This window comes from Bacillus cereus group sp. MYBKT111-2, from assembly GCF_051915205.1.
GTDB lineage: Bacteria > Bacillota > Bacilli > Bacillales > Bacillaceae_G > Bacillus_A > Bacillus_A paranthracis.
In genome coordinates, this window is sequence record NZ_JBQAEG010000012.1 from 116,103 (window position 1) to 128,386 (window position 12,284).

Consider the following 12,284-nt stretch of genomic DNA (forward strand, 5'->3'; position numbering starts at 1 on the left):
TTATTAAATTGTAACGTTCTCGTCTTTTGGCAATCGCACTTCAAACATTGTTCTAACTACATTGCTTTCAGCAGAAATCGTCCCGTTATGCTGTTCAACAATATTTTTCGCAATAAATAGCCCAAGGCCTGTCCCGCCACGGTTTTCTGACCTCGATTTATCACCTGTATAAAACATATCAAAAAGATACGGTAAGTCCTCTTCTGGAATGCTATCTCCGTAATTCATAACTTGTACGACAACTTCTTCATTATCGATATACCCATTCAAATCAACAAATTGCCCATCATATCCGTAACGAACAGCATTTGTTAACAAGTTTTCAAATACTCTAGCTAACAATTTCCCATCACCATTAATCGGCAAATGAGGATCAACATTCAATCTAGCTTCTAAATGATGTTTTTCTAATAACGGATACAATTCCTCATCTAGCTGTATAAGCAGCTCACTTATATCAATCGGCTTTTTATCCAGCTTTAGCATGCCATAATTCATACGTGTAATTTCAAATAACTCATCAATTAAACTTTCGAGCCTTTGCGATTTCGTATATGCAATTGTAGAGAAATGTTTAATTTGTTCTTTTGTTAAATTTTCATCTTTAAGAATTAAATCTAAATAACCTAACACGGATGTTAATGGTGTCCTTAAATCATGAGCTAAGTTCACAACGAGCTGATCTTTACTACTTTCAGCAAAGTCTCCTCTTTCCACCGCTTCTTTTAACTTTTCACTCGCAACATTTATTTCACGCGCGATGTCTCCAAATTCATCATTTGATGAAACTTGAACTCTATTCGTAAAGTTACCGTTCGCAAGATGATGAATTCCGTTAGAAATCTCACTAAAATACTTTAAATACGGTTTTGTCAAAAAGAAGAAAAAGATAATAGACAACGGGATAAAGAAAATTAAAAAGAAGTTAATGTCTCCAAATTCCCTTACGATTGACCTAAATTGTGCTAAAGGCTCTTCATAGCGAACCATCGTTTTATAATACAACTGCAATCCTTTATAAATTATATAAGTTACAGTTGCAGCGAGCACCATACTTAACGCAAATAAGGCAATCATTTTAAATCGAAAGCTTTTCATCATGTTATCCATTGAAAGTATACCCTACTCCCCACACTGTTTTTATTAGCTTATCTTTTCTTTTATCTTCCCCAAGTTTTTTCCGCAACGTACGAATATGTACCATAACTGTATTTCCGCCTTCATAATAATCATCTGCCCATACTTGCTGAAAAATATTTTCCACATTGTATACTTTCTTCGGGTGACTCGCTAATAAATATAAAATATCAAACTCTTTCGGTGTTAATTCAACTTGTTCTCCGTACACATTTACTGTTCTTCGCTCAGGATCAATCACGACCCCGCCTATCGCTAAAGCAGATTTATTCTCCGCTACTTTCGGCTGATTTAACGTAAGAAACCTACGTAATTGTGCATTTACACGTGCAACTAATTCAATCGGTGTAAAAGGTTTCGTCATATAATCATCCGCACCTAGCACAAGACCTGTCACCTTATCAAAATCAGACGTTTTCGCACTTAAGAAAATGATTGGCATATGATGCTTCGCACGAATTTGACGCGTCACTTCATACCCATCCATTTTCGGCATCATAATATCTAAAACCACTAAATCGATTGGCTGCGTTTCAATAATATGAATTGCCTCTTCTCCATCAGCTGCTTTCACGACGTGGTACCCTTCTTTTTCTAAATGTATCTCAATTAAATCAGCAATTTCTGCCTCATCATCCGCTATTAAAATGGAAATGCGCTTCATTTTACTCCCCCTTTTATACGCTCGATTGTAAACTAGTCTATCCAATTTGTACAATACGAAAAGGCTACCCGTTAGAGTAACCTTTGTAAATAAAATTATATCAGCGATTTTGCACATATATCGACCATAACTTAAAATATATCGGCGATTTCTCAAATATATCGATCGTAACTCGAATTATATCGGCGATTATTGAAATATATCGACTTACCGACAATTAACGACAAAACCCTCTCGCTATTTTAAAGACTCCACTTACCGCTCAAACACAATCCGCTGCTTCGTGATTTCCGCCAGTCTCCCGCGATCTACCTCATACTCAGTATCAACACTTTGCGGCACCATCACTTTCCCTCCCTCAAGCATCACTTGCGGCGAAATAATATCCTTCTCCCAATGTCTACTAGAAGCGGATATATCGCCAGGAATCGTAAAGTTCGGCAATGAGACGAGGGCAACATTTTGCGCTCGTGAAATCCCCATCTCTACCATACCGCCGCACCAAACTGGTATGTTATGCTCCATACAATAATTATGGATTTGGATTGATTCTGTTAATCCGCCTACTCGCCCTGGTTTAATGTTAACGATTTGGCAACTGCCAAGTGTAATCGCAACACGCGCATCTTCTAAACTATGGATACTTTCGTCCAAACAAATTGGCGTTTCTATTTTCTTTTGCAACTGTGCATGATCAAGAAAATCATAATCCGCTAGCGGTTGCTCAATCATCATCAATTGGAATTCATCTAGTCGTTTCAGACTCTCCGTATCCGCTAATGTATACGCTGAATTTGCATCAGCCATTAACGGGATATGCGGAAACTCTTTACGAATTTCTTTCAATAACTCATAATCATGCCCCGGTTTTATTTTCACCTTAAAACGCTCGTATCCTTCTTCCGCATACTTTTCAATTTGTTTTAACATAACTGGAATCGTATTGATCCCGATCACAACACCGACTTCAATTTCAGACTTCGTTCCGCCAAGCAATGTCGCTAATGATTTCTTTTGACGCTTCGCATATAAATCCCAAACAGCCCCTTCAATTCCCGCCTTTGCCATTCGGTTTCTTTTTATATGCTGGAACAAACTCGGCACTTCATTCGGATGAGAAATTTCAGCCTTTAATAAATCTGGTAATAAAAAGTCTTGCAGTACATGCAGCGCCGTCTTCACTGTTTCTTCCGTATACCACGGTTCAGAAAATGCAACGACTTCGCCAAATCCAATGTACCCGTCCTCATCTTCTAATTCAATGACGATACTTTCACGCTTTTCATACGTTCCGTAGCTTGCAGCAAACGGGATGACGAGTGGCATTTCCGTTATATGAAGTGTCGCTTTTTTTATCTCCACTTACATCTCCTCCACTAATTGTCTTAACTCTCGTCTTAACAATTTTTTCGAAGCATTTCGTGGTAATTCCTCTAAGAACCACGCTTTTTTCGGCACTTTATATTTCGCTAATTTCTCCTCGCAAAAATGAAGAATTTCTTCTTCTGTTATCTCTCCACTTTTTACAACAAAAGCAGCGGGTACTTGTCCCCATTTATCATCAGTCATACCGACAACACCAGCTTCCGCTACCATCGGATGAGAAAGCAATACTTCTTCAATTTGAGCCGGATATATATTCTCTCCGCCAGAAATAATTAAATCACTGCGGCGATCTAATACGTATAAAAATCCTTCTTCATCTAAATAACCGAGGTCACCAGTATGAAGCCATCCGTTTTGAATTGTCTCTCGCGTCGCATCTTCACGGTTAAAGTAACCGCCTGTTACGTTTGGTCCTTTTACGACAATCTCGCCTTCCGCAAATGGCGGTACTACGACGCCGTCTTTTTCAATACGAAGTTGGCATTGAAATAGTGGTTTGCCGGCAGATCCTACTTTCGTTAACATGTAATCCGCGGATAACGTACAAATTTGCGAAGACGTTTCTGTCATACCGTACGTTTGATATACAGGAATCCCTTTATCAACACACGTTTCTAATAACGGTTTCGGCGCTGGTCCTCCGCCAAGTAACATACATCGTAAAGAAGATGGATATGTTCCTTCTCCAAGTCTCTCTAATAAATCAGTTAACATTTTAGAAACGACAGAAATAATCGTAACGCCTCTCGTTTGAAGTGCTTTATGAATAAAATCAGCATCATATTTCGGAACGAGTAAAATGCGCATGCCGTACATAATATTTTTCATTAAAAGAGATAGCCCGCCAACATGGAACATCGGCATACAAGCTAACCAGCAATCATCATCACGAAGTCCTAAATTAAGAGAAGAACCAACCGCGCTTGCCCAGTGATTCCCGTACGTTAAAATAACGCCTTTCGGTTTTCCAGTCGTCCCTGACGTATAAATAATTGTCATCGCTTCTTTTAAAGAGAATTCTTCTTGTATAGAGGCTTCCTCTTTTGGTCCATTCATCACTTCGGCAAATGAATAGACAGGAATATCTTTAGCCTCAAAATCTTGATCTGTCACTAAACAAATCACTTCAGCATCATCCATTTGCCAAAGTAGCTCTTCTCTTGAAAGACGCGTATTTAAAAGCACAGCTACTGCACCTACGTAAGATAGGGCGTGAATAACTGTAATCATCTCCATACCATTTTTCATCAGAACAGCCACCTTTTGCCCACGCTTCACTCCTACATGCGTGAGGTGTTCACAAACAGATACTACTTTTTCATGCAGCTGCATAAAAGTAACTTTCTCTTCCTCTATTTCAATTGCAGTGCGATCTGGTGTTAAAAATGCACGTTGCATTAACCAATTTGGCATCGTCTCCATCATTCATTCTCCTTTCATGAAAGAAAGAGACTTGATATGACATCAAGTCTCTTAGTTGTTTTGTTTCCATCTCACACTCTGTTCTAAGCGAGCCGCTTTCGCTTTTGATCTCATCCAGCTACAGCAGCTAGAATGTTCGATGGCTTCACTTCTTCCTACGAGGCAAAAAGCGCCTCTACGTCAGAAGCTCCATCCCCCTCACATTCTGAACGAGCTGCTTCCGCTTTTGGTTTCATCCAGCTGCGCCTCCTAGCCCCTTCCGTCTAAGAACCTTCCGCACGAGAAAGTAAAAAACACTTTCTGTGCGAAAGAACCTTAGCCAACGGGGCTAAACAGTCGGCTCCGCTTTTGGTTTGATCACGGGAAACGAGGGAATTGACCGAAGTCTGGACGGCGTTTTTCTTTGAACGCGTCGCGACCTTCTTTTGCTTCGTCAGTTGTGTAGTACAATAACGTTGCATCTCCAGCTAGTTGTTGAATACCAGCTAGACCGTCTGTGTCTGCGTTGAATGCAGCTTTTAGGAAACGAAGTGCCATTGGGCTGTTTGCTAAAATTTCTTCTGCCCATTGTACTGTTTCTGCTTCAAGTTGTTCTAATGGTACTACTGTATTTACTAAGCCCATATCAAGCGCTTCTTGCGCGTTGTATTGACGGCATAGGTACCAAATTTCGCGAGCTTTCTTGTGGCCTACCATACGAGCTAAGTAACCAGCTCCGTATCCACCGTCAAAGCTTCCTACTTTAGGACCCGTTTGTCCAAATACAGCGTTGTCTGCAGCGATTGTTAAGTCACATACGATATGAAGTACGTGTCCTCCACCGATTGCATAACCTGCTACCATTGCGATAACTGGTTTAGGAATTGCGCGAATTAGACGTTGTAAGTCTAATACGTTTAGACGTGGGATTTGGTCGTCACCTACATATCCACCATGACCGCGAACTTTTTGGTCGCCGCCAGAACAGAATGCACGTCCACCTTCACCTGTTAAAATGATAACGCCAACATTTGCATCATCACGAGCATGTGCAAAAGCGTTGATTAACTCCATTACCGTTTTAGGACGGAATGCGTTATGTACTTCAGGGCGGTTAATCGAAATCTTTGCGATACCATTGTATGTTGAATAAATAATATCTTCGTAATTGCCTTCTTTTACCCATTCAATAGCCATTACAACTACCTCCTTGTATATTTCTGATCTCCTCTATAAGTGTAACTTCATTCTTAACTGAAAAAAGCATCACTGCATAGTTTTTAGAAATCCCTTTACTATTGTATCAAACTTTTCCGGTTGTTCCACATGAATTGCATGGCCAGCACCATCAATTTTGACAAATTTCGCGTCAGAGACGCATTTTTCGATATTTTTTAATATACGAAAGAACTTTTCATCATGCTCACCGTTTATTAAAAGAACAGGCATTTTTAAGTTTTTCAGCTCATTCCACCATGAAGGCTGAGCACCTGTTCCCATGCCGCGCAAGCTATTTGCAAGTCCTTTTGGATTGTTAGCAAGTCGCTCTTTTCGCACTGCTTCTTGTACGTTTTGTGCTAAACGTTTCTGCGTTTCAAACAGCGAAATATTTTCCCACATCGATACAAAACTTTCGATGCCTTCTCGCTCAATTTTTTGAGCAAGTCGCTCATCTTTTTCACAGCGTTCTTTTCGCTCATCTTCCCTTTCAAGCCCAGCTGTACAATTTTCTAATAAAAGAGAGCGTACATATTCTGGATATAGACACGCCATTGTAATCGCCAGTCTACCGCCCATTGAATAGCCAAGTATATGCGCCTTTTCAATATGAAGATAATCTAATAGTTCTTTCATTTGCAACGCTACATTTCGAATATTATAATGCGTCACATCTTCAGGGCTTTCCGTTTTTCCGTGCCCAACAATATCTACTAAAATGACTTGAAATTGCTCACTCCAAGAAGGAACGAAGGAACGCCACGTTTCCATACTTCCCGTAAAACCATGAAGAAGTAGAAGTGGTTCCCCGCTTCCGACTACTTCATATTCATACGATACACCTTGCAGCGTTACGTTCATTTTGATTCACCTTGCAACGATGTAGTAATTACGTCCTGTGTTTTTGCCCATAACGTACGGTGCAATGTTAAGTTTTCATCACGGTTCGTACAAATTTCCACAACGTGTAAACCTTCTGTCGTTGCACCCTTTTGTACTTCTTCTCGGAACTGCTCCCAGCCATTTACACGGCTAAATGAACCACCGTACATTGTAACAACATGCTCATAATCAAGCCCAATTGGAGTTCCAAATAATGATTCGAAATGTTCCTTTTTCTCATATTGTGGTAAGAATGAGAAAATACCACCACCGTCATTATTTACAACGACAATCGTTATGTTTAATTCATGTAATTTTGCGGCTAGTAGTCCATTTAAATCGTGATAGAATGATAAATCACCAATCACTAATACGAGCGGATCGCAAATCATGCTCGCTCCTAAAGCTGTCGAAATGATCCCATCAATCCCATTTACACCGCGATTTGCCATTACTTGAATGTCTTTATCCGATGTGAAGAAGAAAGAATCTGTATCACGAATTGGCATACTATTACTTGCAAATAACGTTGCCCCTTCTGGTAATACGCGGACAATATCTGTAATGACTCTTCCTTCAAATGCCGTATCATATGTTTCCATTTCACGAAGTGTTTCCTTCGTTTTTTCGTTTATATGTTGCCACATTTGGGACCAATCATTCTTTTTCATAACTGGCATTTTTTCTATTAGTGCACTGCAAAATACAATATCACTCGCTTGGACAACTTCTGTTGCAACGAGAGCTGGATCTCTCCATTGTCCAGATTCGTCAACAACGATATGAACGGCTTTCGTCTGTTTTTTAATGAATTGCGTTAATGCTTTCGAAACAGGCATACCACCGAAGCGAATTAAAACATCCGGCTTCCACGTTTCTTTTAACAATTCATTTCGTAAAAATGTATCGTAACAGTCGATTACCATCGTTTTGTCGTGGTGCCCGCTACGAATGTTAGAAAGTGGATCCGCTAATATTGGATATCCCGTTTTTTCAGCCAGTTGCGTTGCAAACGTTGCGATTTCTGAATGACTATCATCTCCACAAATAATAAGCCCCTTTTCCATACGTGAAAGGCGCCCTACAAGAGAATCTACATATTCACTCGGCATCACCGCATTCCCTTGCTGAACTACTCCTGTATATTCCCCGCGTCCTTTATCCCATAAACTTTCTAATGAAAAGTCCGGGATAAGCGGTTCACGAACTGGAAAATTAAGATGAACAGGTCCTTGCGGCGCTAAAAGCGCGCTTGCTATCGTGCGCTGCGTTGTCATGCGAGCGTAATGATACATCGCCTCATTCGCTTCTGGAAGTGCCATCTCTGTAAATTGCTTCACAAACGTGCCGTATAAATTAATTTGATTCATCGCTTGTGGTGCACCGACATCTCTTAATTCATGCGGTCTATCTGCCGTTAAGACGATAAGCGGCACTCGTGAATGAAAAGCTTCACATACAGCTGGATAGTAGTTCGCTGCTGCCGTTCCTGACGTACATAATAATGCAACCGGACGTTTTTTCGCTTTTGCGATACCGAGCGCAAAAAATCCTGCAGATCTTTCATCTACATGTAAATATGTGTTCATTCCTTCATGTTGTTCCATTAGTAGAGCAATCGGCGTTGACCGTGAGCCTGGACTAATGACAACATCACATATATTTAGACGCGTCAGTTCATCCACGAACGCGCCTAAATAATATGATAATGCTTCTATATGATTGTTCATTTCATTAATTCCTCCAAAGCACCAAGCATCGGTCTAAACTTCAAACTTGTTTCTTCATATTCAAGTTGCGGTACTGAATCAATTACAATCCCGCAACCGGCAAATAAGGATGCTTTCTCTCCATTTAATAATCCGCAGCGAAGTGCAACCGCAAATTCACCATTTCCTTCATCATCTATCCAACCAATCGGTGCACCATATAATCCTCTGTCTAACAATTCAACATCACGAATCAGTTTCATCGCTTCCAAACGAGGTGTCCCGCCAAGAGCTGGTGTTGGATGTAATTCTTCTACCATCGTTAAAAGACTCGCATCGCCTTTTGCCTCTACAGGCGTATATAAATGAATTAAGTTTTTCGTTGTTAACAGACCTGGACTTTCCGGAATATTAACGGATTCGCAGTGCTCATTTAATACTCCTCGAATCATGTTCACAACATAACCGTGTTCAGCTAAATTCTTTTCATCATGAAGAAGCGCATCACTATTTCGCTTACTTTCTTCTGTAGATTGACCATGACCAGTTGAACCAGCAAGACACATCGAAGTAAACTTCTCATCTTCTTTGCGAATTAATCTCTCTGGCGTCGCTCCTAAGAAGCATGCTCCTTTATAATCAAAAGAAAATACGTAACAATCTGGTTGCCCAATGCGAAGTGCTTCTAAAACAAGCGCAGAATCAATATGATGATCCGTCTCTACTTTTAGCTCCCTCGCTAATACAACCTTCTGCACGTTCCCCTGCTTCATCTCATCTTGCACTTTCTCAATGGCCTTCATCCAGCCTTTCGGATCCACTTCTACTTTAGAAGTAACTGTTAATTTCGATCCTTCTAGTGCACATTTACTCTCCTCAAAAATTTTCTCTTCTAAAGAAATAATTTCGTTATAAAGAGTTTCTGCACAATCTGTTGCTGAAACGAATGTATTCATTGTTAACCATGCTTTTTCATTTTTTACAGTTAATAAAAATGCCGGTAGTAAAAATGTCGTATCATCAAATTCTTTCCATAAATCTGTTTTCTCTTTTTCTTGGTCAAATGAAAATCCACCAAATAAAAGAGGACCTGTTCCAAATTCGTATTTTTCTCTTTGTACAAATGCTTTCTCTTTTACTTTATCCCACTCGTCACGAGCAGTTTGAAAGCGTTTGTGAGAAGCAGTTGCTATAGTGAAAACAGAACCAATTCCAGCAAATATTACATGCTGAGCTGGGTCTGCAAAATAACATCTATTTTCGAATGAGATCCTTTTTCCTGCTGCATAAAACAGAAGTGGATCCATCCAGTCTATTTTTTTTATAAAACTAACCAATATTTTTTCATCAGTTGCATGCTTAATGGCTGCACTTAGAACTTCCTGCAAGCCTTTTTGTTTCGTTTGAATCACAATTGTCTCCCCCCTATGGGCGAAAAATAGTCATAATTACGCTTGATTTTAAGATACACCTCAAACGAAAGGCCTGTCAACGTTTAGCATTTCTGAGAAATTCACCTTCTCTTCCTAGAAAATAAACGTTGACACTAAATGATGCTTTTTCTACACTTAGTTGTGTACAATATGTGACCAAAGGAGGATTCAACATGGAAATGAACGTCGAAACGAATTCCTCTCCTACGGCGCCAAAGCCAAGCAAGCAAACAGGCTGGCGCATTTGGTGGAGTTTACTACGTCCCCATACATTAACAGCAGCTTTCGTTCCTGTTTTCATCGGAACAGCCTATGCAATGCAGGTCGGAGGTATAAATCAAATACATCTCCCTCTTTTCCTTATAATGCTTCTTGCTTGTCTTCTCATTCAGGCAGCAACAAACATGTTTAATGAATACTTTGATTACAAAAGAGGACTTGATCACGAAGGTTCAGTTGGTATCGGCGGCGCTATCGTTCGCGATGGCATTCAGCCAAAAACAGTGCTTAACTTAGCATTTGGATTTTTCGGCATCGCAATACTATTAGGTGTTTATATTTGTATGAATTCTAGCTGGTGGCTTGCTGCAATCGGTCTTGTTTGTATGGCCGTTGCTTACCTTTATACAGGCGGTCCACTTCCCATTGCCTATACACCATTTGGAGAGTTAACAGCCGGATTATTTATGGGTGTCATTATTATCGGGATTTCATTCTTTATTCAAACTGGAACTGTAACATCAGAAGTCGTTTTACTCTCTATTCCAAGCTCCATTTTAATTGGTGCCATTTTACTAGCTAATAACATCCGTGACTTAGATGGCGATAAAGAAAACGGGCGTAAAACGTTAGCCATTCTCGTTGGACGCGAGCGAGCAGTTGGTGTACTTGCTTCTATGTTCATCGTTTCCTACATTTGGACAATTGCTTTAATTATCGTGGGCATCGTATCACCATGGATGCTTATCGTATTTTTAAGTGCACCGAAAGCATTTAAAGCGACGAAAGGCTTTATCGGCAAAAGCATTCCAATGGAAATGGTACCTGCGATGATAGCAACAGCAAAAACAAATACAATCTTCGGTCTCCTCATGGGAATCGGATTATTACTTGGATATTTCCTTTAAAAGGAGCTGCTAATGCGGCTCCTTTTTCATATACCAATTTCAGCTCATAATTCCTACTCGCAACGCTCATACTATGTAAAGAAACTGAATTGTAGGAAGGTGGACGACTATGTTAACTCCACAACAAATAAATCAATTTAAATCCGTTTTAGAAAAACAAAAACAAGAACTAGAGCAAACGATACAAACACACGAAAATGAAGATCGTGCATCTGAACGTGAATCTGTTGGAGAATTATCTAGCTATGATAACCATCCGGCTGATATGGCAACAGAGCTATATGAACGCGAAAAAGACTTCGGACTTATTGAACTTTGGCATAAACAGCTAGAGGATACGAAACATGCCCTGCAAAAAATAGAAGCGGGTACGTACGGCATTTGCGAAGTATCTGGTGAAGAAATTCCATTTGAAAGATTAGAAGCAATGCCGACTGCTACAACATGCATCCAGCACGCAACAAATAAGTTAAATATGAATACACGACCAGTCGAAGAAGAAGTGTTGTCTCCTTCTTTTCACAAACATGACGAAGATCGTTCTGTTGAATATGATGCAGAAGATGCATGGCAAGATGTTGCCAATTACGGAACATCTGAAACACCATCTGATTTAGAAAGACAAGATTCGAAAAACTATAATGGCATGTACGTAAATAGCGAAGAAAATGTAGGTTACGTAGAGGATTTCGAAAACTTTATCGGTACAGATATGCATGGGAAAAATCTGCAAGTTTTCGCTACAGAAGAGCATGAAGAATATGAACAAATGCTTGATGACTTTGAAGAGCGTACCTTTAAGGGCGAATTATCTTCAAATGAGTCGAGTTCCAAAGAATAAAAAAAAGCATTCCGAAAATCGGAATGCTTTTTATCGCTAGCTAATTAGTTTTTTGTAACGTTAGCAGCTTGTGGTCCACGGTTACCTTCAACGATTTCGAAAGAAACTTCTTGACCTTCTTCTAAAGTTTTGAATCCGTCACCTTGGATAGCTGAGAAGTGAACGAATACATCGTCTCCACCTTCAACTTCGATGAAACCGAAACCTTTTTCGCTGTTGAACCATTTAACTTTACCTGTTTGCATGTCATGTACCTCCTAAATAAAAATGAAACTATGAATCCACATGAAAAGGTGGATATAAAGGACATGAATGTATAACAAGCTTACAGCCTTTAATTCAACGTGCTTTATTTCCGTACCACATTATGTAGCTCAATAGTGACTTCACTATATCACGCTATATCCAAAACGTCAAATGAGAACACTTTCATTCCATTATTTTTTTATAATTTTAATATAATGTTGAATTTCCATATTCATATTT

General features: G+C 39.7%; 11 protein-coding genes. 2 read left to right on the forward strand and 9 right to left on the reverse strand.

Annotation, left to right across the window (positions count from 1 at the left end):
• Positions 1–3: 3 nt before the first annotated feature.
• The 8 genes from ACTFNE_RS24725 to ACTFNE_RS24760 form a co-directional block, all read right to left on the reverse strand.
• Positions 4–1,110 (reverse strand): HAMP domain-containing sensor histidine kinase, encoded by a 1,107-nt coding sequence (locus ACTFNE_RS24725; protein WP_000369658.1) that lies wholly within the window; start codon positions 1,108–1,110, stop codon positions 4–6.
• The gene (locus tag ACTFNE_RS24730) at positions 1,103–1,801 is read right to left on the reverse strand and encodes a response regulator transcription factor (RefSeq protein ID WP_046199482.1); all 699 of its coding nucleotides are present in this window, start codon (positions 1,799–1,801) and stop codon (positions 1,103–1,105) included. Before ACTFNE_RS24730 ends, ACTFNE_RS24725 begins: the two co-directional genes overlap by 8 nt.
• A gap of 255 nt (positions 1,802–2,056) precedes the next feature.
• The gene (gene menC / locus ACTFNE_RS24735; RefSeq protein ID WP_046199483.1) at positions 2,057–3,163 is read right to left on the reverse strand and encodes an o-succinylbenzoate synthase; all 1,107 of its coding nucleotides are present in this window, start codon (positions 3,161–3,163) and stop codon (positions 2,057–2,059) included.
• Entirely contained in the window at positions 3,164–4,609 is a 1,446-nt protein-coding gene (locus ACTFNE_RS24740) for an o-succinylbenzoate--CoA ligase (RefSeq protein WP_046199484.1), read from the reverse strand.
• Positions 4,610–4,966: 357 nt separating this feature from the next.
• A complete protein-coding gene (gene menB, locus ACTFNE_RS24745; RefSeq protein ID WP_270705646.1) occupies positions 4,967–5,785 on the reverse strand; it encodes a 1,4-dihydroxy-2-naphthoyl-CoA synthase in 819 nt (272 codons plus the stop codon).
• Positions 5,786–5,854: 69 nt separating this feature from the next.
• The gene (gene menH, locus ACTFNE_RS24750; RefSeq protein ID WP_270705645.1) at positions 5,855–6,667 is read right to left on the reverse strand and encodes a 2-succinyl-6-hydroxy-2,4-cyclohexadiene-1-carboxylate synthase; all 813 of its coding nucleotides are present in this window, start codon (positions 6,665–6,667) and stop codon (positions 5,855–5,857) included.
• The gene (gene menD / locus ACTFNE_RS24755) at positions 6,664–8,418 is read right to left on the reverse strand and encodes a 2-succinyl-5-enolpyruvyl-6-hydroxy-3-cyclohexene-1-carboxylic-acid synthase (protein WP_270705643.1); all 1,755 of its coding nucleotides are present in this window, start codon (positions 8,416–8,418) and stop codon (positions 6,664–6,666) included. Before menD ends, menH begins: the two co-directional genes overlap by 4 nt.
• Positions 8,415–9,809, reverse strand: coding sequence for an isochorismate synthase (locus tag ACTFNE_RS24760; RefSeq protein WP_046199487.1), 1,395 nt, complete (start codon positions 9,807–9,809; stop codon positions 8,415–8,417). Before ACTFNE_RS24760 ends, menD begins: the two co-directional genes overlap by 4 nt.
• Before the next feature lie 194 nt (positions 9,810–10,003).
• On the opposite strand from ACTFNE_RS24760, the gene ACTFNE_RS24765 reads away from it, so the two are divergent.
• Together ACTFNE_RS24765 and ACTFNE_RS24770 are read left to right on the forward strand one after the other, a co-directional pair.
• On the forward strand, positions 10,004–10,957 hold the full coding sequence (locus tag ACTFNE_RS24765) for a 1,4-dihydroxy-2-naphthoate polyprenyltransferase (protein WP_000425747.1): 954 nt from the start codon (positions 10,004–10,006) through the stop codon (positions 10,955–10,957).
• A gap of 109 nt (positions 10,958–11,066) precedes the next feature.
• On the forward strand, positions 11,067–11,798 hold the full coding sequence (locus ACTFNE_RS24770; RefSeq protein ID WP_046199488.1) for a yteA family sporulation protein: 732 nt from the start codon (positions 11,067–11,069) through the stop codon (positions 11,796–11,798).
• Positions 11,799–11,842: 44 nt separating this feature from the next.
• Here the strand turns inward: ACTFNE_RS24770 and cspD are convergent, their stop codons facing one another.
• Positions 11,843–12,043: a cold-shock protein CspD gene (gene cspD / locus ACTFNE_RS24775; RefSeq protein ID WP_001193054.1), complete on the reverse strand. Its 201-nt coding sequence runs from the start codon at positions 12,041–12,043 to the stop codon at positions 11,843–11,845.
• Positions 12,044–12,284: the final 241 nt, after the last annotated feature.

Excerpts from the sequence above, each read along its gene's own strand:
- ACTFNE_RS24725 (WP_000369658.1), bottom strand. The coding sequence starts at position 1,110 with ATGGATAACATGATGAAAAGCTTTCGATTTAAAATGATTGCCTTATTT.
- ACTFNE_RS24730 (WP_046199482.1), bottom strand. The coding sequence starts at position 1,801 with ATGAAGCGCATTTCCATTTTAATAGCGGATGATGAGGCAGAAATTGCT.
- ACTFNE_RS24740 (WP_046199484.1), bottom strand. The coding sequence starts at position 4,609 with ATGGAGACGATGCCAAATTGGTTAATGCAACGTGCATTTTTAACACCA.
- menB (WP_270705646.1), bottom strand. The coding sequence starts at position 5,785 with ATGGCTATTGAATGGGTAAAAGAAGGCAATTACGAAGATATTATTTAT.
- menH (WP_270705645.1), bottom strand. The coding sequence starts at position 6,667 with ATGAACGTAACGCTGCAAGGTGTATCGTATGAATATGAAGTAGTCGGA.
- menD (WP_270705643.1), bottom strand. The coding sequence starts at position 8,418 with ATGAACAATCATATAGAAGCATTATCATATTATTTAGGCGCGTTCGTG.
- ACTFNE_RS24765 (WP_000425747.1), top strand. The coding sequence starts at position 10,004 with ATGGAAATGAACGTCGAAACGAATTCCTCTCCTACGGCGCCAAAGCCA.
- ACTFNE_RS24770 (WP_046199488.1), top strand. The coding sequence starts at position 11,067 with ATGTTAACTCCACAACAAATAAATCAATTTAAATCCGTTTTAGAAAAA.
- cspD (WP_001193054.1), bottom strand. The coding sequence starts at position 12,043 with ATGCAAACAGGTAAAGTTAAATGGTTCAACAGCGAAAAAGGTTTCGGT.